The following is a 20146-nucleotide window of genomic DNA, read 5'->3' as shown; positions in this document are numbered from 1 at the left end:
TTGCATGAACGCTCGTTCAACGCAGCGCGCACGGCTCGTGCGCCGCTCGGGCAGCCAGTATGCCGCGCGAGCGCGCCGGGCGCTCGCGCATAACGCACAAAACCCCGCGCGCGGCGGGGTTGGCTTCTGAAACGAGGGGCTCAGCCGAGGAAATGCTGGACAGTCCATGTGATTCCGAGTCCGCCCGCAATCAGCCATACATAAAGAATCAAGCCGGTGGTCAGCGCGCGAGGGCCCGCTTGACGAATCTGCGAGAGCCGCGTTTCGATGCCGAGCGCGGTCATGGCCATGGTCAGCGCGAAAGTATCCAGCGTATTCAGCGTTGTGGTGGCGGCTTGTGGCAGCACATGCAGCGAGTTGATCACGACGAAAGCCAGGAAGCCGAGTGCGAACCAGGGAATCGCAAGCTTGCCCTGATGAACGGCAGCGCCTTGTTGCGTACCTGCGGCTGACGCGTCGCGGCGCGCCGCGCGGTTCACCCACAGGCCCACTAGAAGCAACACCGGCACGAGCAGCATCACGCGAGTCATTTTGACGATGGTGGCGATATGCGTGGCTTCCGGGCTCACGTTGCTCGCCGCGCCGACCACCTGCGCGACTTCGTGGATCGTGCCGCCGAAGAAGAGGCCCGCGCCGACCGTGTCGAGGTGCAGCCAGCCAGCCTTGAACAGAACCGGGTAAAGGAACATGGAAAGCGTTCCGAACAGAACCACGCTGCCGACGGCCATCGCGCTCTTGTGCGGCTTGGACTGCAGCGTGGACTCGAACGCGAGCACGGCCGCCGCGCCGCAAATCGCACTGCCGGCCGCCGTAAGGAGCGCCGTGTCGCGGTCCAGCTTCATGATTTTCATGCCGGCCCAGGTGCCGATCAGCAGCGTGCTGACGACGATCAATACCGATTCCGCAAGACCGGGCAGGCCGACCTGGGCGATCTCCTGAAGACTCACTCGCAGTCCGAAGAAAGCGACCGCAATACGCAGCAGCTTGCGCGCCGAGAAATTGACGCCGGCGGCCCAGCTTGCCGGCATGCCGTCGCGCAGCGCGTTGCCGTAGATTGCTCCCGCGACGATGCCGACGATCAGCGGGCTCAGGCCCAGCCCCGCAACGGCCGGGATTTCGGCAATGCGCGTGACGGCTGCGGCGAACAGCGCGACGAACAGGATGCCGTTGAGTTGCCCGCGGGTTGACGACTGTTCGGAGGTAGCGGCGGTGAGTCGAGCGGTGGTCATGGTTGCAGCCTCTGGGACTGACTGGATCGGATAGGTCTAATCCTAATTTAGATATATGGATATGAAAAATCGTCATTTAGAATGACAAGTATCAGCGAATCCGATATTTTCGTACCATGACCCTCGATCAGCTTATAACGTTTGCCGCAGTCGCCGAGCACCTGAACATCAGCCGCGCGGCGGTAGCTTTGCATCTGTCGCAGCCCGCGGTGTCCGGGCAGCTGCGCCAGCTTCAGGACGAGTTCGGCGAGCCGCTCTATCAGCGCGAAGGGCGCGGCGTGCGCCTGACCCCGGCCGGCGAGCAACTGGCGAGCTATGCCGCGCGGCTACGCGACACGTGGCGGCAGGCTCATGCATACAGAGACGCGTTGCGAGGTCTTGAGCAGGGCACGCTGCGGATCGGCGCGACTACGACGCCTGCGAGCTACCTGCTGCCGTACCTGATCGCTGATTTTCACCGGCGATATCCGGACGTGGCGCTGCATACAGCCGACGGCAATACGACCGACATCGTCGGCGCGCTGGGATCGGTGGATATCGCGCTGATCGAAGGTCCGGTCGGCGCGGATCTGCCGCCGGACACCGCAGTCCACGCGTGGCGCGAAGACGAGATCGTCGCGATCATGCCGCGCGCGCATCCGCTTGCAGCGTCGGCGCAGGGAGCCGGCGTCGATCTCTCGGCGCTCGGTGCGGAGCCGCTGATCGTGCGCGAGGCGGGGTCGGGCGTGCGCCAGATTGTCGAGCGCGCGTTCGCCCGCGCGGGCGTGCCGATGCGAGTGGCGCTGGAAATAGCGGGTGTTGAAGGCGTGAAGGAAGCAGTGCGGGCCGGTATGGGCATCGGCTTCGTCTCGGCGATGTCGATGCGGCACGAAGACGGCGCATTGCGCGTGTTTTCGCTCAGCCCCGAGCCGTTGACGCGGCGGCTGTCTATTGTCGTGCCGCACGCGAGCGCGCCGTCGCGCGTGGTCCAGCAGTTTCTTGCGCTTTGTCTCGCCGATGGCGCTTGAGTCATCGAACCGGGTGGGCACGCTCTCACCGCCGCCTGGGGATTTCCACTATGGTGCGCAGCGCGAGCCTCGGCGCAATATTCGGGCATCGCAAGCGCTTCGGCGCTTTTTTGAAACCTGCTTTTGGAACCGGTTCCAAGACCCAAAAGCAGGGCAAATGACGGTACCCGCAGATGACAGATGCAGTGGACATAACGATTGTCGCGAGCGCCTTTGGCGTCGACGCAGTGCGCACGGCGGGTCATCGCAAGTGGGCGGAGGCGAGCAAGCGCGCCGGCGCGGCCGGTTTTGAGGTGCGCCGGGAGTTGTTCGGTTACGAGGCCGACGCCTCGCCGTCGCGCCTTCGGGAATTGGGCAAGCAGATCGCGGAATTGGGTTTGTGGTCCGTGTATTCGACGCCGGCGTCGCTGTACGTGGAAGGCGGCCGGCTCGACGGCGCCGCGTTGCGCCTCGCGCTGGACGAAGCGCTCGCGCTCGGCGCGCGCCTCGTGAAACTGCAACTCGGCGGCTTTACTCACGAGGCGCACGGCGATGCAATCGCCGCGCAGTTGCAAGGCGCGGACGTGCGGCTCGTCGTCGAAAACGGGCAACTGGCGCAGGGCGGCTCGTTGTCGCAATTCATGGGCTTGTTCGAGGCACTGCAGCGTGAAGGCCGCGCAGATGTCCTCGGCATGACTTTCGACGTCGGCAACTGGGCGTGGTGCGGCGTGTCGTCCCTGAACGCAGCCGCGGCGCTGGCGCCTTACGTCGAGTACGTGCACTGCAAGGTCGCGGCGGGCGAGGGTGCACGGCGGTTCGCGGCGGCGCCCGCCGCCGGCGACGCCCGCTTTGCCGAGGTGCTGCACCGACTGCCGCGCGACGTACCGCGCGGAATCGAGTTTCCATTCGACGCCGCCTGTATCGACGAAGACGCGGCGCGCCGCGTCGCGTGGCTGGCTGCCGCGTGAGCGGCGAGTAGAACCTGAGAGAAGCAGCAACGAGCGCGGAAAGAAACCGGCAGCGGCGACTAGCCCGACGTACACGCAGGAGCGAAGCATGAGCAACACAAGCGCAGCACTGGACATCATCACCTACGGCGAAGCAATGGCCATGTTCGTGGCGACCGAGACCGGCCCGCTCGCGAGCGTCGGCCATTTCACGAAGCGCATTGCGGGCGCCGACCTGAATGTCGCGATCGGTCTTGCACGGCTCGGTTTCAAGGTCGGCTGGATGAGCCGCGTGGGCAACGATTCATTCGGCCAGTATGTGCGCGACACGCTGACGAAAGAAGGCATCGACCAGCGCTGCGTGAGCACCGACGAGCGCTACCCGACCGGTTTCCAGTTGAAGTCGAAGAACGATGACGGCAGCGATCCCGCCGTCGAATACTTCCGACGAGGCTCGGCGGCGAGCCATCTTTCGGTCGCCGACTACGTGGCCGACTACGTATTGCCCGCGCGTCATCTCCATCTGACGGGCGTTGCGCCCGCGATCTCGGCGAGTTCGCGTGAACTCGCATTTCATCTGGCACGTGAAACGCGCGCGGCCGGCAAAACGATCTCGTTCGATCCGAATTTGCGCCCGACGCTGTGGCCGTCGCGCGCTGCGATGGTGGAAGGTCTGAACGCGCTCGCCGCGCTCGCCGACTGGGTGCTGCCCGGCATCGGCGAGGGTGAGATTCTGACCGGCTATGCGAAGCCCGACGACATCGCGAAGTTTTATCTGGAGCAGGGCGCGCGCGGCGTGATCGTCAAGCTCGGCGCCGAGGGCGCGTACTTTCGCACCGCCGATGACGCCGGCGTGATTGCCGGCCAGCCGGTCGCGAAGGTCGTCGATACGGTCGGCGCGGGCGACGGCTTCGCGGTCGGCGTGATCAGCGCGCTGCTCGAAGGCAGGACGTTGCCGCAGGCCGTCGCGCGCGGCAACCGCATCGGCGCGCTGGCGATCCAGGTGATAGGAGATTCAGAAGGGCTGCCGGGCCGCGCCGAACTCGATGCGCTCGAACGTGCCGATCTGTCGAACGCGAGCCTTACACGCGCAGCTTGAGGCACGTGCATTGGCAGGCCCACTGCAAAAAAGCACTACGCAGCCCGGCAGCATATCGGTTCTGAACGGAGCCGCAAGCCGGGCAGCATCGATAACAGCAAGAGCGCTTGGCAAGCGCCGCACAAGCTCAGCTCATCATTGTTTCGGGAAGCCGTTAAGGAGACACCCATGACTTCATCTCTCGCCATTCGCCGTTGGTGGACGATCATGCCGATCGTATTCATCACCTACAGCCTCGCTTACCTCGATCGCGCAAACTACGGTTTCGCGGCAGCGGCCGGCATCAACCAGGACCTCGGCATCAGCAAGGGACTTTCTTCGCTGATCGGCGCGCTGTTCTTCCTCGGCTATTTCTTCTTTCAGATTCCAGGCGCGATCTACGCCGAGCGCCGCAGCGTCAAGAAGCTCGTGTTCTGGAGCCTCGTGCTGTGGGGCGGTTGCGCGGCGCTGACCGGCATGGTCAGCAATATTCCGTCGCTCATGGTGATCCGCTTCGTGCTCGGCGTGGTCGAAGCCGCGGTGATGCCGGCCATGCTGATCTTCATCAGCAACTGGTTCACGAAGAGCGAGCGCTCGCGCGCCAACACGTTTCTGATTCTCGGAAATCCGGTTACGGTGCTGTGGATGTCGGTGGTATCCGGCTATCTGGTGCATTCGTTCGGCTGGCGCAATATGTTCATCGCCGAAGGCATTCCCGCGATCCTGTGGGCGGTGTGCTGGTGGTTCATCGTGCAGGACAAGCCGCAGCAGGTGTCCTGGCTCACGCAGCAGCAGAAAGACGACCTTGCGCAAACGCTGCGCGCCGAGCAGGCCGCGATCAAGCCGGTGCGCAATTACAGCGAAGCGTTCCGCTCGTCGGCTGTAATCAAGCTGTGCGCGCAGTATTTCTGCTGGAGCATCGGCGTCTATGGTTTCGTGCTGTGGCTGCCGTCGATCCTGAAGAATGGCTCCTCGCTCGGCATGGTCGAAACCGGCTGGCTGTCGGCGCTGCCGTATCTCGCCGCGACCATCGCGATGCTTGCGGCGTCGTGGGCATCGGATAAACTCAACCGCCGTAAAGTGTTCGTCTGGCCGTTCCTGCTGATCGGCGCGATCGCGTTCGCGGCGTCGTATGCGCTTGGCTCCACGCATTTCTGGCTTTCGTATGCGTCGCTCGTGATTGCAGGCGCTGCGATGTACGCGCCATACGGTCCGTTCTTCGCGATCGTGCCGGAGCTGCTGCCGAAGAACGTCGCGGGCGGTGCGATGGCGTTGATCAACAGCATGGGCGCGCTCGGTTCGTTCGTCGGCTCGTATGTGGTCGGCTATCTGAACGGCGCGACAGGGTCGCCCGCGGCATCGTATGCATTCATGAGCGTGGCGCTGATCGCCGCGGTGATCCTTACGCTGATCGTCAAGCCGCAACAGCAGACCGTTGAAACGCCGCACAAGCTCGCCACACCGTTGCAAGGAAAATAAGCCGATGAAGAAGATCGTCGCCTGGAAGTCACTGCCTGAAGATGTGCTCGCGTACCTGCAACAGCACGTGGAAGTCGTGCAGGTGGATCCCGCCCAGCATGACGCGTTCGTCGCCGCTTTGCGCGACGCGGACGGCGGCATCGGCGCGAGCGTGAAAATCACGCCGGCGATGCTGGAAGGCGCGACGCGGTTAAAGGCGCTGTCGACGATCTCCGTCGGCTTCGATCAGTTCGATGTCGCCGATCTCACGCGGCGCGGCATCGTGCTCGCGCATACGCCGGACGTGTTGACGGAATCGACCGCCGACACGGTCTTTTCGCTGATTCTCGCGTCAGCGCGCCGCGTGGTCGAACTCGCCGCATGGGTGAAGGCAGGGCAGTGGCAGCAGAGCATCGGGCCCGCGCAATTCGGCGTGGACGTGCAGGGCAAGACGCTCGGCATCGTCGGGCTCGGACGCATTGGCGGCGCGGTCGCGCGGCGCGCGGCGCTTGGCTTCAACATGAAGGTGCTCTACACGAACCGCTGTGCGAACCGCCAGGCGGAAGAGGCTTATGGCGCGCGGCGCGTCGAGTTGCCGGACCTGCTCGCCAACGCCGACTTCGTCTGTCTGCAGGTGCCGCTCACGCCGCAAACGCGGCACATGATCGGCGCGAAGGAACTCAGCTCGATGAAGAAGAGCGCGATTCTTATCAATGCGTCGCGCGGTGCGACCGTCGACGAAAAGGCGCTGATCGAGGCGCTGCAAAACGGCACGATTCACGGCGCGGGTCTCGATGTGTTCGAGACGGAGCCGCTGCCGGCCGATTCGCCGCTCCTCAAGCTGGCGAACGTGGTGGCGTTGCCGCATATCGGTTCGGCGACGCATGAGACGCGGCATGCGATGGCGCGCAACGCTGCAGAAAATCTCGTTGCCGCGCTGAACGGCACGCTCACGACCAACATCGTCAATCGCGAAGTGCTGCAACAGTGAAGAGCGCCGTGAACAAGCGTTCGCCTGCCGGCGCGGGCGTCCCTCGCTGGACTGCGTGGCTCCGATGAGCACTGCGCCGACTCGCCAGGCCGCACCGCGCCGCGCAACGATCACCGATGTCGCGCGCGAAGCGGGTACCGGCAAAACCAGCATTTCGCGTTATCTGAACGGCGAGATGAGTGTGCTGTCGCCGGAGTTGCGCGCGCGTATCGAGGCCGCTATCGAACGGCTCGACTATCAGCCCAACCAGATGGCGCGCGGGCTGAAGCGTGGCCGCAACCGGCTGATCGGCATGCTGCTCGCCGACCTCACCAATCCCTATACCGTCGAGGTGCTGCAAGGCGTCGAAGCCGCGTGCCACGCGCTCGGCCTGATGCCGCTCATCTGCCATGCGGCCAACGAAGTGGAAATGGAGCGGCGCTATCTGCAGTTGCTTACCACGTACCGCGTCGAAGGCGTGATCGTGAATGCGCTCGGCGTGCGCGAGGAAACGCTGCGCCCCGTGGGCGGCGGCGGAATTCCGGCGGTGCTGGTGGACCGCTCCGTCGAAGGACTCGTCGCCGATATCGTCGGGCTCGACAATCGGGCGGCGGCGGAACTCGGCACACGTCATCTGCTCGACGGTGGGTTTCGCGACATCTGGTTCGTCGTGCAACCGTTCGAGCAGGTCAGCTCGCGGCGGCTGCGCGAGGCGGCGTTCCGCGAAGCCATGGCCGCTCATGACACGACGGGCCCGCACGCCGCGCGCGGCCATACGCTCGTGCTCGATCTCGCGGACGCACAGCAGGCCGAGCAAAGCCTCGCGGCGCTGGACCGCGCAATCGACGCGTCGAGCGAGCACCCGGGCGTCGTCGGCAACGCTGAGCGCGTCGCAGTATTCGCGGCGAATGCGCCCGTCGCGTTGCGGCTTGCGTTGCATCTGAAGGCGCGTTACGGCGCGGGCTGGCAGGCACGCGTCGCGTTGCTTTCCATCGACGACCCGGACTGGGCGGAATTGACGGGCGTCACCACCATCCGCCAGCCGACTTACGACATTGGCTACCGGGCGGTCGAGTTTCTGCATGAGCGCATCGAAGGCGTCGAGACCGGCGCGCGCGACTGCCTGTTGCCGGGCGAACTGATCGTCCGCGCGTCCACGTCGGGCTGACGTGAAGGCCCACGCCTGAGCCGACATCCGCGCGAGCTTCCAGGCCGACTTTCCGCCGATCTGCGATGATTCGGGCTGCGGCGCGCAGCGGTTGCGCGCCTGTCATCGCAAGGAAACTCATGGTTGTTGCACCGCTTACCCTGTCGAGCCTCGTCCTCGCGACGCTGCTGGTCGCCGCTTTGCCCTTTGTCCTTTACCGCCGCCTGCGCCGGCCGCTCGCGCTCAAGCCGCGCGACGCGATCGCCGGCATCGCCGTGTTCGCGTTGTTCGCCATGGTGATCGAGCGCGCGTTGAACGACTACATGCTGCATCGGAACGAGGCGACGGCCACGTTCCTGTCGAATCCGCTCGCGTTCGTCGTCTACGGTGCGCTCGCGGCAGGCATCTGCGAGGAAGTGGGGCGCTTCATCGGCATGCGCCTGCTGATGAAACGTGCGGCGGCGAGTGCGGCGGCTAGTGCGGCGGCCAGTGCGTCCACGGTGGCTTCAACGCCGCAGGCCACGCGCACCGATGACGGCACCGCGCTCACTTACGGCCTCGGTCATGGCGGCGCGGAAGCGTGGCTCGTCGGCGTGCTGGTGCAGATTCAATGGATTCTGTTTGCGGTGCTGGAAAATCGCGGCGAGCTCGACGGTTATCTGAGCAACCTGCCGACCGAATCGTTGATGCGCATCCATCTGATACTCGCCAGCCTGACGCCGCAAACAGCCGGTATTTTTGCGCTCGAACGCGTGGCTGCGCTGATTTTTCAGATCGGCTTGTCGGTGCTGATGTGGCGCGGCCTGCGGGCCGGCTGGCGCGGGATCCTGCCGCTCGCGATCGTGTTGCATGCGCTCGTGGACGTGCCCGCCGCGCTGTTCCAGGCGCAACTCGTGCCGCTCGCCGCGGTCGACGCCGTCTATGCATTGGGAGCGCTCGTCGTAGCAGGGTTGCTATTCCGGACGTTCAGACGGCCAGGCGCTGAGCGCATGACGGAACTGCCTCGCTAGCGCTGCCGTGCTTCATAGCCTGTGCTCACAGCCGGCGCTCGCGGTCGCTGCTTTACAATCGGCCGCCTGCTACGGCTGATCACTCTCTTTCGGCACATCCATGGAAGCTTACCAATACGACTGCGCGAATCCCGAGTTCGAGGAACTGGCGCGCGTTATCAGCGATCTCTTTCCAGAGCAGACACAGTTTATCCAGCGGCCGGCCGAAGACGGCACGCCGACGCTTGCGATTCACTGGGTGGCGATGCGCTTCGGCGCGGCCGCACGGCGCATCGTGATGACGGTGGAAATCGCGCCGGCGGCGCTCGCGCGTTATCGCGCGTTGCCCGCGCGCTTGCGGGGCCGCAGCTTCGCGGTGTTGCGCGCGTATGTGGAGGCGAGCATCGGCTCGCTAGAGGAGCAGTATGCGAACGGCGAAGCGGTGCCGCGCGAAGTCACGGTGGATCTCGGTGACGAGTTCGCGTGACGGTTTCAGTCTGCGAAACGGTAGACCTTCGCGAAGCGCGCGGCCTGCACGACGCCGTAATCGCCCGGCGCGTACTGCATGATCCAGTCGCCGGCCGCGCCACGCAGCACGTCGCCGCCGGTCGCCGAACGGGCTAGCGAGAACGCATCGTTCATCTGTTTCGCGAGCACAACAGCGGGGCGATTGCGATACGCGCCGGCCTCACCATGCGTATGCGTATGCGCTGCGTCGGCCGGAACGTATTTGGCGTCGAAGCGCTCGCGCGAAACGACCCAGCGGTCCCCGGTCGATCCGGTGATCAAGGCGTCGCCGGGCAGGTAGCGATTGGGGCCTTCCAGGCTCATCAGTTCGCCGTGCGTGGCGGCGAATTCGACATTCACCGTTTCGTCTTTGACGACACGCCGGGCGGCGGGATCATCGCGCAGGTCGAGGTTTTTCAGATCGTTCATGATGCAGGCAGAGGGTTGTTGACGGCGACGTCGCGACTTCGCGTCGGCTATCGCGGACCTGCATCATGCCAGACGCATCCAGTTGCCGGCCTTTTTTGGCACGTCGGGCACGGTGCGGCAAGAACCGCAACGCGCCCTGTGCCGAAGTTGCGCCAGGCGCGTGTGCCAGATGAGTTGCGTGGCCGCTTAGTTACGGCTTGACCGTGGCGTCGCTCGCCGCAGCCGGTGCCGACTTGTCGCTCTTACCCTTGCCATGATGACGCGGCCGGCCGTCTGCGCCATGTTGACGGAACGTTACATCGGCGAGCTTCTTCTGTTCGGGCGAGAAGCTGTTGTAAAGCGGATCGAATGCGTCCACCAGCTTTTTCATGCCGTCTGCGTGCGCCTGTGCGATGGTCGCGTACTGCTTCATGTCGTCGAGAGCTGACACGCTCGTGGCGGCGCGACGCTGCTTGAACAGCTCGCCCATCGTCTCGCCGTTGCCGCGCATGACGTCGGCGAACGCCTTCCACTGCGTTTCCTGCTCCGGCGTGATCTTCAGTTGCGAATGCAGGTAGGCGATGCGGTCTTCGACATTGCGCTCATGACCGCCTTTCGCGACGGCTGCGGAAGCCGCCGTGCCCGAAGACGCCGCAACCGGTGCGGAAGCTTGTGCGAATGCGCCGCTCATCGCGACTGCGGAGGCCAGCATGACCAGTGCTTTTTTCATCGAAACTCCTGATGTCTGTTCGAATTGGAAGTGGGACAAGGCGTGTGGCGAGCGGTCCCGGCAATGCGCCACATTGCGCGCGACAGCACTACGTGCGGATCGCTCAACCTGGCCGTGGGCGCTATTAGTAACACGTTATCCCTACAATGCGGCTCTTATGCGACAAACGCTTACAACCGAAACGAACAGGAAATAGCGGGTGGATAAATTCGTCAGCATGGAGATTTTCGTGGCCGTGGTCGAGGCGGGCAGCCTGACGGCAGCGGCAGAGCGCTTCGAGATTTCGTCGGCGATGGTCGGCAAACACATCCGCTCGCTCGAAGCCCGGCTCGGCACGCGCTTGCTCACGCGTACGACGCGCCGTCAAAGCCTCACGGAAATCGGGCGCCAATACTACGAGCAATGCAGGCGCATTCTCGCCGACGTGAAGGACGCCGAGTCGCTCGCGGAGTCCATGGCCGCCGCTCCGCGCGGCGTGCTCAAGGTGACAGTGCCGCTCACCTATGGCGTCGAGATATTTTCTCCCGCGATGACCGACTATCTGAGCGAGTGGCCCGAGGTCACGCTCGAACTCGACCTGTCGAACCGCATGACCGACCTGGTGGAAGAGGGCTTCGACGCCGCCGTGCGCATCGGCCAGCTGCAGGATTCGAGCTTCGTTGCACGGCCGCTAAAACCCTATCGCATGCGCGCCTGTGCGTCGCCGGCGTATCTCGCGCGAGCGGGCATTCCACGTACACCGGCCGATCTCGCGCATCACGAATGCCTCGGTTTTCTCCATTGGGGCCGCGAGGGCGCGTGGCGCCTGGGCGGTGAAAGCGCCGCCGAAAACTCGCTGCGCGCAGGGCGCTTTCGCGCGAACAACGGTCAGGCGCTGAAGGTGGCCGCGTTGCGCGGCTTCGGTCTCGTGTTGCAACCGGAGGCGCTGCTCGCACGCGAGATTGCGAGCGGAGAACTGGTGTCGGTGCTGGAAGAGCATCTGCCTGAAGGCGCGCCGGTGCATCTCGTCTATCCGCGCGACCGGCGGGCCACGCCGAAGCTCACCAGTTTCATCGACTTCGTGATCGAGCGTTTCGGCGCGTGATGCTTGCCGCCAGACACTGAAGACGCGCGATAATCCGCAGCACTGCGACCACTTTCTTCTCCCTCGATGAGACCTCCGCGCCTCGACCAACTCGACGATCTCGACCGCAACCTGGTAGCGCTGCTTCAGGCGAACGCGCGCGAGAGCGTCGCCAATCTCGCTCGCCAGCTCGACGTGGCGCGCACCACCGTGATCGCGAGAATTGCGCGGCTCGAGCGCAGCAACGTGATTGCGGGCTACAGCGTGCGGCTCGGCCAGGACGTGCTCGATTCGAGCATCTACGCGTACGTGGGCATCATCATTGCGCCGAAGCATGGGCCGGCCGTGCAGAAGCGCCTCGGCAAGATGCCCGAGGTGCAACTGTTATGCGCGGTGAGCGGTGAGTTCGATTACGTGGCCTGGCTGCGCGCGGATTCGCCGGATCGTCTGAACGATCTGCTCGATCAGATCGGCGGGCTGGAAGGCGTGGAGCGGACTACGACCTCGATCATTCTCGCGCGCAAGATCGACCGCGGGATGGTGTGAAGTGCTCCGTGTTTTTACGCCGTTTTGATGCGTTTTCGACGTTTCGTCGGCGTGGTTCGTCAAAACGTCGAAATTGGTAGTCATTGCGCAGCATTTTGCGTGTATGAACTGTTTTTGCTTCTCCCTAAACTGTCGCTCAAGGGTTCAGCCCGCCGCGCGCCGCGCCTTTATGGGCGGTGCATTCTGAAACTGGAGACAGCGCACAGAAAAGGCCGGACAGGCGCGGAAGCGCTGGCTCGGGTCGACAGCTGTGCATGGGATCAGAGTAAGCGCTATAGCACTAACTCTGATCGACAATGGAGAAGAATATGAAAGTTGCCATCGTTGGTGCAGGTCTGATCGGTCACACCATCGCCCATATGCTGCGCGAAACCGGCGACTATGACGTCGTCGCGTTCGACCGCGATCAGCATGCGCTCGACAAACTAGCCGCGCAGGGAATTTCGACCCGCCGCGTGGATTCCGCCGATGCAGCCGCGCTGCGTGCCGCGGTTCATGGCTTCGACGCGCTCATCAACGCGCTGCCGTATTACCTCGCTGTGAACGTGGCCGCTGCCGCGAAGGGCGCAGGCGTCCATTACTTCGACCTGACCGAAGACGTGCGCGCCACTCACGCAATCCGCGCAATCGCCGACGACGCCGATCACGCGTTCATGCCGCAGTGCGGTCTCGCGCCGGGTTTCATCGGCATCGCCGCGCACGAACTCGCGAACCGCTTCACGGAAATTCGCGACGTCAAGATGCGCGTCGGCGCGCTGCCGCAGTTCCCGACCAATGCGCTGAAGTACAACCTCACGTGGAGCGTGGACGGCCTCATCAACGAATACTGCCAGCCGTGCGAAGCGATCCGCGACAGCCGCACGCAGTGGGTGCAGCCGCTCGAAGGTCTCGAACATTTTTCGCTCGACGGCACCGAGTACGAAGCGTTCAACACGTCGGGCGGTCTCGGCACGTTGTGCGAGACGCTGTCGGGCCGCGTCGAGTCGCTCGATTACAAGTCGGTACGCTATCCGGGCCACCGCAATCTGATGCAATTTCTGCTCGAGGACCTGCGTCTTTCGAGCGACCGCGACACGCTGAAAACGATCATGCGCCGCTCGGTGCCGTCGACCGCACAGGACGTGGTGCTCGTGTTCATCACGGTGAGCGGCATGCGCGACGGTCAGCTTGTGCAGGAAGTGTTCACGCGCAAGATCTTCGCAAAGACGATTTGCGGCGTGCCGATGAGCGCGATTCAAATCACCACGGCGGGCGCAATGTGCGCAGTGCTGGATCTGTTCCGCGAAAAGAAGCTGCCGCAGCGCGGTTTCGTGCGTCAGGAGCAGGTCTCGCTGCGCGACTTCCTTGGCAACCGCTTCGGCCAGTTGTATGAAGGACAGGCGTTGGAGTCGCTGCAAAGCGCGGCGACCGTTTAACGAGCTGCGTCTGTCGACAGAAACGAACGCCCCGCATGCGGGGCGTTTTTTCGTTTGCTTCGCCACGCTGCGCCTGCTTGACGTTGCGCCGCGGCACGGCCATCAGACAGGCAGCGGAGGCACCGTTGCCGACGCCACATGCGGTTCGCCGAGAATGCGCACGAGCAGGGCGTCATGATCCGCAGCGCTCGGCGCGGTGTTGTCGAACATCAGCAGATCGTTGCACATGTCGCCGGACGGCACGAAGCGCCGCTGCCGGTACTCGTCCCAATGCGCGAGCTTGTACGCGTCGTTCGGATTGGCGCGTGCCATGATCCGCTGATGCGCCGTCTCCTCCGGCACCTGTACCCAGACGACCCGCACAGTGACGTCTTCGCCGATACCGAGCCAGGCGCGATCGAAAAGCCGCCGCTCGCGGACTTCCCGCGAAAGCGGCGCGACTACCAGCGCGCTCACGCCGAGTTCCAGATTGTCGCGCGCGGTTTCGACGAGACCCCGATACTCCGGCTCACGCAGATGCTCGAGGAAAAGCGGGCTGTCCCGATCGTTCGCGTTGCCGGTCAGCATGTGCATTGCGGCTGCGCTATAGCTGCCGTACAACGTGTCCTTGTCCAGCAGACAGAACGGCGAACCCGTCGCTTTCATCAGTGGGCCGATCAGTTTCCTTGCGAGCGTCGTCTTGCCCGTGCCTGCGTGACCACAAATAAAGATCAGACGGCTCACGAAAATTGACCCTGCGCTTCGATTGCCGTGCGTTGCGACTCGCGCGCAAACTTGCTATTAGCTTGCAGCAAGATTGCATCGGCGACGCCAACGCCCAACGCCGGATCCATGCCGGCAATGCGGGTGATGTAGCACATTGCGGTCTCCTTGATTTCGCTGTTGGCAACGATCATGAAGAAGAACGCGGCGGCACGCAAGGTCGGATGCGCGCGCCCATGCACGGTATTTGCGGCGCTTAACAATTCGATACATGAGAGCCGCCGCCAGCCCTTAACATGGCGGCTATCGCACTTCATTCATGCAGACCGGGCTGCGCATACGCAACGCGTTGCAAGGCCGTTCTGTTCGCTTTCAGGGTAATCAAAATGCTGATCAATTGTGCCGCCTATCAGGACGGCCGGAAGCTGGCAGACATCGACATCGATAGCATCAGCGACTATGTGGCCCGCCCCGAATGCTTCGTCTGGGTCGCGCTAAAAGACCCGGGCCCCGGCGAACTCGCGGTGATGAAGCACGAGTTTGGCCTTCACGACCTCGCGATCGAAGACGCGCAGAACGGTCATCAGCGTCCGAAGATCGAAGAGTACGGCGAGTCGCTGTTCGCCGTGATGCATACCTTGGAGATGGACGAGGATTGCGAACTGCTGATCGGTGAAGTAGACGTATTCGTCGGAGCTAACTACGTGCTGTCGGTGCGACGCGGCACCCGCGCGGGCTTTCAGAATGTGCGCGCGCGCTGCGAGCGCGAGCCGCAGTTGCTCAAGGCGGGCGCGGCGTTCGTGCTGTATGCGCTCGCCGACGACATTGTCGACCGCTATTTTCCGATCGTCGAGGCGATGAACACCGAAATCGAAGCGATTGAAGACCGCATCTTCGAGCGTAACGACTCGGCGGGCTCGCGCGCGATCATCCAGGATCTGTATTCGTTGAAACGGCGCCTCGTGATTCTTCAGCATCACATCGCGCCGTTGCAGGAGGCGATCAGCAAGCTGACGGGCGGTCGCATTCCGAGTGTGTGCGAAGGCATGCAAGCTTACTTTCGCGATGTTTACGATCACCTTGACCGGATCGTGCGCATCATCGACGGACGGCGGGAAATGGTCGTGACCGCGGTGCAGGTGAACCTCGGCATGATCTCGCTGGCGGAGAACGAAGTGACTAAACGGCTCGGTTCGTTCGCCGCGCTGTTCGCCGTGCCGACCATGATCGCCGGTATCTACGGCATGAACTTCCAGAACATCCCCGAACTGCATTTCCGCTACGGCTATCCGCTGTGCCTCGCGATCATGCTGACCGTCGACGTCATCCTTTACTTGCGTTTCCGTAAGGCCGGCTGGCTCTGATCCGACGCACGCCAATGTGCGGTCCCCGCTTGCATGCGGCGCAATAAAAGTCCAGCATAGGCGGCCCGCCGACTGCCGAAGTTGCAGCCGGCGGCAAAACCGTCACGCGCGGACCGAGCGAGGACCTATTGCTACACACCATCAGTACAGACGCACGGCTCACGCTTCGGCGCGAGGCGAGGGGCCGACTGCGTATGGCTGGCAGCACACTGCAGTTTGTGCGTGCCGGTGCACTGCAACACCACGATTCGTTGACAATCCAGTCGCAGTGCGCTGAGAATGAGTCCCGCAAACGTTTGCGCGTAACTAAAAATACGGTTCGACCTTGAACCGACAAACCCAGGAGATATGCATGAGCAACCGCATTCGCCGCCGCATCGTCGCGGCCGCCATCCTCGCCACCGCTAGCACCGCCTTGCCGTTTTCGGCCGCCTACGCTCAGAACGCACCCGCTCATAAGCCGAAAGTCGCGCTGGTGATGAAGTCGCTCGCCAACGAGTTCTTCCTGACCATGGAAACCGGCGCGAAGGACTACCAGAAGCACAACTCGTCGCAGTTCGACCTGATCACGAACGGCATCAAGGACGAGACCGATACGGCGAACCAGATTCGCATCGTCGAACAGATGATCGTCTCGAAGGTGGACGCGATCGTGCTGGCTCCGGCCGATTCGAAGGCGCTCGTGCCGGTCGTCAAGAAGGCCGTGGACGCGGGCATCATCGTCGTGAATATCGACAACCGGCTGGACCCGGACGTGTTGAAGTCGAAGGACCTGAACGTGCCGTTCGTCGGACCGGATAACCGCAAGGGCGCGCAAAAGGTCGGCGACTACCTCGCTAAGAAGCTGAAGGCGGGCGACGAGGTCGGCATCATCGAGGGCGTCTCGACCACGACCAATGCGCAGCAGCGCACCGCTGGCTTCAAGGACGCGATGCAGACCGTCGGCGCGAAGGTCGTCTCGGTGCAGTCGGGCGAATGGGAAATCGACAAGGGCAATGCAGTTGCGTCGGCCATGCTCAACGAGTACCCGAACCTGAAGGCGCTGCTCGCGGGCAACGACAATATGGCGATCGGCGCGGTCTCCGCGGTGCGCGCGGCGGGTAAGCAAGGCAAGGTGATGGTAGTCGGTTACGACAACATCAACGCGATCAAGCCGATGCTGAAAGACGGCCGCGTGCTCGCCACCGCCGACCAGTACGCCGCGAAGCAGGCTGTGTTCGGTATCGATACCGCGCTGAAAGCCCTGAGCGAGCACAAGAAGCAATCGCAGTTGTCGGGCGTGGTGGGAACGCCGTGCGATCTGGTGACGAAGTAAGCGTTGCCGACCTCGACCCTGATCGACTGGCAGGGCGCGCGGAGTCGCGCTGACGAGGCGACGCGAACGCGGCTGGAATCTCGCCGTGAACGGGGCCCGGTAGTGGCTGTAGTGGTGGCTGCGAATGACGACAGTGAATTCGGCTGCGGGTGTGCCAGGTCTTGGTGAAAGCCGAGGCGTAAGCAAAGCCGATGGCAGAGCAAGGCCGAAGCAAAGACCGCAGCCGCGCCACCACGAAGCTACATCCAGGCCCAAACCAGGCCAAACCACGCCACCAGCGCCGCCAAAAACAACGACTCCGCGCTTACTTTTCAATAGACGCTCAATAGCCGCTCAAGAAACCTGCCGGGCCGCCGTTAATTCAGAGGTAAGCGTCATGACGGCGGCTGCGCGGCGGAGGGAGCGCAGCCTTAGCGCCTGCGCATTCCGCGCACTGGGCCGGCATTGACCACACGGCGCCGGACGCGCCCTCGTCGAGCCAATCGTACGAGGCACGCCTGACGCGGTGAAACAGGATCGCGATGGATTCAACCGACCACGACGCCTTGCCTGCCATTCTGTCCGTTAGCGGCATTGGCAAGACTTACGCCGAACCCGTGCTCGCCGACGTGTCATTGTCGTTGCGCGCCGGCGAGGTATTGGCGCTCACCGGCGAGAACGGCGCCGGCAAGAGCACGCTGTCCAAGATTATCGGCGGTCTCGTCGAGCCGACCGCCGGCACCATGCGTCTCGCCGGCCAGCCTTACGCGCCGGCCAGCCGGACCGAAGCCGAAGCGCTCGGCGTGCGGATGGTGATGCAGGAGTTGAACCTGCTGCCCACGTTGTCGGTGGCGGAAAACCTGTTTTTGAACCGCTTGCCGCGCGCGGGCGCGTTCAGCTTCGGCTGGATCGACCGGCGCAAGCTGCGTGAAGACGCGCGGCACGCGATGGCGCAGGTCGGGCTCGACGCGATCCATCCGGATACGCTCGTCGGCGAACTCGGCATCGGCCATCAGCAGATGGTGGAGATCGCCCGCAATCTGATCGACGATTGCCGTGTGCTGATCCTCGACGAGCCAACGGCGATGCTGACCGCGCGCGAAGTCGATCTGCTGTTCGAGCAGATCGACAGGCTCAAGGCACGCGGTGTCGCGCTGGTCTATATCTCGCACCGGCTCGAGGAGCTGGCGCGAGTCGCCGAGCAGATCGCGGTGCTGCGCGACGGGCGCCTCGTGCACGTCGACGCGATGGCCAATCTGACGAGCGACGAAATCGTCACGTGGATGGTCGGCCGCGAACTGGGCGAGCAGATCGATCTCGGCGTGCGCAATATCGGCGCGCCGCTGCTGAAAGTGGATCGGCTCACGCGCGGCAAGGTCGTGCGCGACGTGTCGTTCGAAGTCCGCGCGGGCGAGATTTTTGGCGTCAGCGGTCTGATCGGCGCGGGCCGCACGGAGTTGATGCGGCTGATTTACGGTGCCGATCAGAAAGACAGCGGCACGGTGGCGCTGGCCGCCACGCCGGGTGCGCCGCCCACGCCGGTGCGGATCGATTCGCCGTCGGACGCGGTGCGCGCGGGGATCGCGCTCATCACCGAGGACCGCAAGGGCGAGGGCCTGCTGTTGCCGCAGCCGATTGCGGCCAATGTGTCGCTCGGCAATATCGGCAGCGTGGCGCGGCACGGCATCGTCGATGCAAAGCGCGAAAACGCGCTGGCGAAAAAGCAGATCGACGCAATGCGGATTCGCAGCTCCGGACCGGAGCAGATTGTCGGCGAGCTGTCGGGCGGCAACCAGCAGAAGGTCGTGATCGGCCGCTGGCTCGCGCACGATTGCCGCGTGCTGTTATTCGACGAACCTACGCGCGGCATCGACGTCGGCGCGAAGTTCGATATTTATGGCTTGATGGGCGCGCTGGCTCGTGAAGGACGCGCGCTCGTCGTGGTGTCGAGCGACCTGCGTGAGCTGATGCTGATCTGCGACCGGATCGGCGTGATGTCCGCAGGAAGCCTGACAGGTGTGTTCGAACGCGATACATGGTCGCAGGACGCGTTGCTGGCGGCCGCTTTTGCCGGCTACCGCAGCCGCGAAGCGCTGTTGCACACACTCGATACCAATGAAGCAGGGAGTTTGTCATGACCGATCAATCGTTGCGCGAAACGTCGGGCGCAAAGCAGGGCGGAGCGGCTGCAAACGGCGACACCAATGCAAGCGGGAACGTGAACGCGGTCCCGGCCGATCCCTCCGCGCCCCTCGCGAGCGGCAAGCCGGCCGGCACGCGGCTGGGATTTTCGAATTACCTCGGTCTTGCCGGCGCATTGCTCGGCATGATCGTGTTGTTCTCGCTGCTTAGTTCGCACTTTCTGACGTACGACACGTTCAGCACGATCGCCAATCAGATTCCGGATCTGGTCGTGATGTCGGTGGGCATGACCTTTGTGCTGATCATTGCGGGCATCGATCTGTCGGTCGGTTCCGTGCTCGCACTCGGCGCGTCGGTGGTGAGTGTGGCGGCGCTGAAGTGGGGCTGGGGCCCGTTGCCGTCGGCTCTGCTCGGCGTCGCCGCCGCGGCGCTGACCGGCACGATTACCGGCGCGGTCACGGTCGGCTGGCGGATTCCGTCGTTCATCGTGTCGCTCGGCGTGCTCGAAGCCGCGCGCGGCCTCGCCTATCAGATGACGAATTCGCGCACCGCGTACATCGGCGACGCGTTCGATTTCCTGTCGAACCCGATCGCGGTCGGCATCTCGCCGGCGTTCCTGATCGCGGTGGCGGTGATGGTGATCGCGCAACTCGTGCTGACGCGCACGGTATTTGGCCGCTATCTGGTCGGCATCGGCACCAACGAAGAGGCCGTGCGGCTCGCGGGCGTCAATCCGCGGCCTTACAAGGTGATCGTGTTCGCCCTGATGGGCGCGCTGGCGGGCCTCGCGTCGCTATTCCAGATTTCGCGTCTGGAGGCGGCCGATCCGAACGCGGGTGTCGGCGTGGAACTCCAGGTGATCGCGGCGGTCGTGATTGGCGGAACCAGTCTGATGGGCGGGCGCGGTTCGGTTATCAGTACATTTTTTGGCGTGTTGATCATTTCGGTGCTGGCGGCCGGGCTCGCGCAGATCGGCGCGAACGAGCCGACCAAACGCATGATTACAGGCGCGGTGATCGTGGTGGCAGTGGTGCTGGACACATACCGCAGCCGCCGCAAGCGTGCCTGACGCCGGAAGATTAGCGCGTGTCGGGCGGTTGCAGGGCTGTTTGCGGTAAAGCGTAAGAATTGACGAGTGTGACGTGCCTTCGATAAGGGTGTCTTGCAGGTC

At 63.8% G+C, this 20146-nt stretch carries 20 protein-coding genes; 15 read left to right on the top strand and 5 right to left on the bottom strand.

Annotated elements, in window-relative coordinates:
* Nucleotides 1-140: 140 nt before the first annotated feature.
* Nucleotides 141-1229 carry a YeiH family protein gene (locus tag J2W46_RS24655; protein WP_131318960.1) on the bottom strand — a complete coding sequence of 363 codons (1089 nt, stop codon included), beginning with the start codon at nt 1227-1229 and terminating at the stop codon, nt 141-143.
* A gap of 116 nt (nt 1230-1345) precedes the next feature.
* On the opposite strand from J2W46_RS24655, the gene J2W46_RS24650 reads away from it, so the two are divergent.
* The 8 genes from J2W46_RS24650 (at nt 1346) to J2W46_RS24615 (ending at nt 9291) form a co-directional block, all read left to right on the top strand.
* Nucleotides 1346-2236, top strand: coding sequence for a LysR family transcriptional regulator (locus tag J2W46_RS24650; protein ID WP_310357031.1), 891 nt, complete (start codon nt 1346-1348; stop codon nt 2234-2236).
* 173 nt (nt 2237-2409) lie between these two features.
* On the top strand, nt 2410-3183 hold the full coding sequence (locus J2W46_RS24645) for a sugar phosphate isomerase/epimerase family protein (protein ID WP_310357028.1): 774 nt from the start codon (nt 2410-2412) through the stop codon (nt 3181-3183).
* A gap of 88 nt (nt 3184-3271) precedes the next feature.
* Nucleotides 3272-4261, top strand: coding sequence for a sugar kinase (locus J2W46_RS24640; RefSeq protein ID WP_310357025.1), 990 nt, complete (start codon nt 3272-3274; stop codon nt 4259-4261).
* Nucleotides 4262-4429: 168 nt separating this feature from the next.
* Nucleotides 4430-5719, top strand: a complete 1290-nt coding sequence (locus J2W46_RS24635; protein WP_020070230.1) for an MFS transporter — start codon at nt 4430-4432, stop codon at nt 5717-5719.
* Between the two features lie 4 nt (nt 5720-5723).
* On the top strand, nt 5724-6689 hold the full coding sequence (locus J2W46_RS24630; protein ID WP_310357022.1) for a 2-hydroxyacid dehydrogenase: 966 nt from the start codon (nt 5724-5726) through the stop codon (nt 6687-6689).
* Between the two features lie 64 nt (nt 6690-6753).
* The gene (locus J2W46_RS24625; protein WP_087752559.1) at nt 6754-7836 is read left to right on the top strand and encodes a LacI family DNA-binding transcriptional regulator; all 1083 of its coding nucleotides are present in this window, start codon (nt 6754-6756) and stop codon (nt 7834-7836) included.
* 119 nt (nt 7837-7955) lie between these two features.
* A complete protein-coding gene (locus tag J2W46_RS24620; protein WP_087752546.1) occupies nt 7956-8825 on the top strand; it encodes a YhfC family intramembrane metalloprotease in 870 nt (289 codons plus the stop codon).
* 100 nt (nt 8826-8925) lie between these two features.
* Nucleotides 8926-9291, top strand: a complete 366-nt coding sequence (locus tag J2W46_RS24615) for a DUF3022 domain-containing protein (protein WP_020070234.1) — start codon at nt 8926-8928, stop codon at nt 9289-9291.
* Nucleotides 9292-9296: 5 nt separating this feature from the next.
* Here the strand turns inward: J2W46_RS24615 and J2W46_RS24610 are convergent, their stop codons facing one another.
* Both J2W46_RS24610 and J2W46_RS24605 read right to left on the bottom strand, forming a co-directional pair.
* The gene (locus J2W46_RS24610; protein WP_087752545.1) at nt 9297-9740 is read right to left on the bottom strand and encodes a PGDYG domain-containing protein; all 444 of its coding nucleotides are present in this window, start codon (nt 9738-9740) and stop codon (nt 9297-9299) included.
* 190 nt (nt 9741-9930) lie between these two features.
* Nucleotides 9931-10449 carry a Spy/CpxP family protein refolding chaperone gene (locus J2W46_RS24605; RefSeq protein WP_020070236.1) on the bottom strand — a complete coding sequence of 173 codons (519 nt, stop codon included), beginning with the start codon at nt 10447-10449 and terminating at the stop codon, nt 9931-9933.
* Between the two features lie 199 nt (nt 10450-10648).
* Here J2W46_RS24605 and J2W46_RS24600 point away from each other — a divergent pair, with 199 nt between their 5' ends.
* The 3 genes from J2W46_RS24600 to J2W46_RS24590 all read left to right on the top strand — a co-directional run bounded on the left by J2W46_RS24600 (nt 10649) and on the right by J2W46_RS24590 (nt 13473).
* Nucleotides 10649-11533: a LysR family transcriptional regulator gene (locus J2W46_RS24600; protein WP_110405112.1), complete on the top strand. Its 885-nt coding sequence runs from the start codon at nt 10649-10651 to the stop codon at nt 11531-11533.
* A gap of 66 nt (nt 11534-11599) precedes the next feature.
* Nucleotides 11600-12058, top strand: a complete 459-nt coding sequence (locus tag J2W46_RS24595) for an Lrp/AsnC family transcriptional regulator (RefSeq protein WP_020070238.1) — start codon at nt 11600-11602, stop codon at nt 12056-12058.
* Nucleotides 12059-12366: 308 nt separating this feature from the next.
* Nucleotides 12367-13473, top strand: a complete 1107-nt coding sequence (locus tag J2W46_RS24590; RefSeq protein ID WP_020070239.1) for a saccharopine dehydrogenase family protein — start codon at nt 12367-12369, stop codon at nt 13471-13473.
* Between the two features lie 102 nt (nt 13474-13575).
* On the opposite strand, the gene J2W46_RS24585 is transcribed toward J2W46_RS24590, so the two are convergent.
* The gene (locus tag J2W46_RS24585; protein ID WP_310357011.1) at nt 13576-14196 is read right to left on the bottom strand and encodes an AAA family ATPase; all 621 of its coding nucleotides are present in this window, start codon (nt 14194-14196) and stop codon (nt 13576-13578) included.
* Nucleotides 14193-14333 carry a cytochrome bd-I oxidase subunit CydX gene (locus J2W46_RS24580; protein WP_310357009.1) on the bottom strand — a complete coding sequence of 47 codons (141 nt, stop codon included), beginning with the start codon at nt 14331-14333 and terminating at the stop codon, nt 14193-14195. Before J2W46_RS24580 ends, J2W46_RS24585 begins: the two co-directional genes overlap by 4 nt.
* A 228-nt stretch (nt 14334-14561) precedes the next feature.
* On the opposite strand from J2W46_RS24580, the gene corA reads away from it, so the two are divergent.
* The 4 genes from corA to J2W46_RS24560 all read left to right on the top strand — a co-directional run bounded on the left by corA (nt 14562) and on the right by J2W46_RS24560 (nt 20044).
* Nucleotides 14562-15539, top strand: coding sequence for a magnesium/cobalt transporter CorA (gene corA, locus J2W46_RS24575; protein WP_027777171.1), 978 nt, complete (start codon nt 14562-14564; stop codon nt 15537-15539).
* A 352-nt stretch (nt 15540-15891) separates the two neighbouring features.
* Complete coding sequence (locus tag J2W46_RS24570) at nt 15892-16854, top strand: sugar ABC transporter substrate-binding protein (protein WP_310357005.1); 963 nt, start codon at nt 15892-15894, stop codon at nt 16852-16854.
* A gap of 521 nt (nt 16855-17375) precedes the next feature.
* Nucleotides 17376-18971, top strand: a complete 1596-nt coding sequence (locus J2W46_RS24565; RefSeq protein WP_310357003.1) for a sugar ABC transporter ATP-binding protein — start codon at nt 17376-17378, stop codon at nt 18969-18971.
* Nucleotides 18968-20044, top strand: a complete 1077-nt coding sequence (locus J2W46_RS24560) for an ABC transporter permease (RefSeq protein WP_020070245.1) — start codon at nt 18968-18970, stop codon at nt 20042-20044. The genes J2W46_RS24565 and J2W46_RS24560 overlap by 4 nt, the downstream gene beginning before the upstream one ends.
* Nucleotides 20045-20146: the final 102 nt, after the last annotated feature.

It is taken from the genome of Paraburkholderia strydomiana (assembly GCF_031456815.1).
In the GTDB taxonomy this organism is placed as follows: Bacteria; Pseudomonadota; Gammaproteobacteria; order Burkholderiales; family Burkholderiaceae; genus Paraburkholderia; species Paraburkholderia caledonica.
The sequence above is the reverse complement of the archived record's forward strand: the minus strand, read 5'-3'. Positions and strand labels throughout refer to the sequence as shown.

What these genes read in the sequence shown, in the direction of transcription:
- J2W46_RS24615 (WP_020070234.1), top strand. Translation starts at nt 8,926, where the DNA reads ATGGAAGCTTACCAATACGACTGCGCGAATCCCGAGTTCGAGGAACTG.
- J2W46_RS24610 (WP_087752545.1), bottom strand. Translation starts at nt 9,740, where the DNA reads ATGAACGATCTGAAAAACCTCGACCTGCGCGATGATCCCGCCGCCCGG.
- J2W46_RS24565 (WP_310357003.1), top strand. Translation starts at nt 17,376, where the DNA reads ATGGATTCAACCGACCACGACGCCTTGCCTGCCATTCTGTCCGTTAGC.
- corA (WP_027777171.1), top strand. Translation starts at nt 14,562, where the DNA reads ATGCTGATCAATTGTGCCGCCTATCAGGACGGCCGGAAGCTGGCAGAC.
- J2W46_RS24580 (WP_310357009.1), bottom strand. Translation starts at nt 14,333, where the DNA reads ATGTGCTACATCACCCGCATTGCCGGCATGGATCCGGCGTTGGGCGTT.
- J2W46_RS24655 (WP_131318960.1), bottom strand. Translation starts at nt 1,229, where the DNA reads ATGACCACCGCTCGACTCACCGCCGCTACCTCCGAACAGTCGTCAACC.
- J2W46_RS24650 (WP_310357031.1), top strand. Translation starts at nt 1,346, where the DNA reads ATGACCCTCGATCAGCTTATAACGTTTGCCGCAGTCGCCGAGCACCTG.
- J2W46_RS24560 (WP_020070245.1), top strand. Translation starts at nt 18,968, where the DNA reads ATGACCGATCAATCGTTGCGCGAAACGTCGGGCGCAAAGCAGGGCGGA.
- J2W46_RS24645 (WP_310357028.1), top strand. Translation starts at nt 2,410, where the DNA reads ATGACAGATGCAGTGGACATAACGATTGTCGCGAGCGCCTTTGGCGTC.
- J2W46_RS24625 (WP_087752559.1), top strand. Translation starts at nt 6,754, where the DNA reads ATGAGCACTGCGCCGACTCGCCAGGCCGCACCGCGCCGCGCAACGATC.
- J2W46_RS24640 (WP_310357025.1), top strand. Translation starts at nt 3,272, where the DNA reads ATGAGCAACACAAGCGCAGCACTGGACATCATCACCTACGGCGAAGCA.
- J2W46_RS24630 (WP_310357022.1), top strand. Translation starts at nt 5,724, where the DNA reads ATGAAGAAGATCGTCGCCTGGAAGTCACTGCCTGAAGATGTGCTCGCG.
- J2W46_RS24620 (WP_087752546.1), top strand. Translation starts at nt 7,956, where the DNA reads ATGGTTGTTGCACCGCTTACCCTGTCGAGCCTCGTCCTCGCGACGCTG.
- J2W46_RS24635 (WP_020070230.1), top strand. Translation starts at nt 4,430, where the DNA reads ATGACTTCATCTCTCGCCATTCGCCGTTGGTGGACGATCATGCCGATC.
- J2W46_RS24605 (WP_020070236.1), bottom strand. Translation starts at nt 10,449, where the DNA reads ATGAAAAAAGCACTGGTCATGCTGGCCTCCGCAGTCGCGATGAGCGGC.
- J2W46_RS24595 (WP_020070238.1), top strand. Translation starts at nt 11,600, where the DNA reads ATGAGACCTCCGCGCCTCGACCAACTCGACGATCTCGACCGCAACCTG.
- J2W46_RS24590 (WP_020070239.1), top strand. Translation starts at nt 12,367, where the DNA reads ATGAAAGTTGCCATCGTTGGTGCAGGTCTGATCGGTCACACCATCGCC.
- J2W46_RS24570 (WP_310357005.1), top strand. Translation starts at nt 15,892, where the DNA reads ATGAGCAACCGCATTCGCCGCCGCATCGTCGCGGCCGCCATCCTCGCC.